The sequence below is a fragment of the Aquabacterium parvum genome (genome assembly GCF_001447195.1).
Lineage (GTDB): Bacteria > Pseudomonadota > Gammaproteobacteria > Burkholderiales > Burkholderiaceae_C > Aquabacterium > Aquabacterium parvum.
Genome location: NZ_LFRI01000383.1, coordinates 1 through 273, shown reverse-complemented (window position 1 = coordinate 273; position 273 = coordinate 1). Strand labels below are relative to the sequence as shown.

General features: G+C 61.2%; 1 protein-coding gene. It reads right to left on the bottom strand.

The annotated features are described in order from the left end of the window. Window positions 1–132: 132 nt before the first annotated feature. Window positions 133–255, bottom strand: a complete 123-nt coding sequence (locus ABG80_RS23830; RefSeq protein ID WP_268760981.1) for a hypothetical protein — start codon at window positions 253–255, stop codon at window positions 133–135. Window positions 256–273 lie beyond the last annotated feature (18 nt).

Here is a 273-nt window from a genome sequence, read left to right as displayed (position 1 = left end):
GCACATCAACGATGAAGCTGTCCCCGGTGATCTGGTGCCAATCCCGCGACAAGCGCTCCTGGCTGGGCTCGACCTCGGCCAAGGCGATCATGTGCAGGTGCGGGTGCCACTGGCCCGAGTTGTCTCCCCGCTTCACGTCGTATGACCAAACAGCGCCCACAACACCATCGAGCACAGAGCCGCGACCACGTTGCCGGCGTTTCCATAGCTCGCGCTGGGCTCTATGAAGGTGCTTAAAGCGTTCAGCCAGGTCATCACCGTTCTTCACCGTCA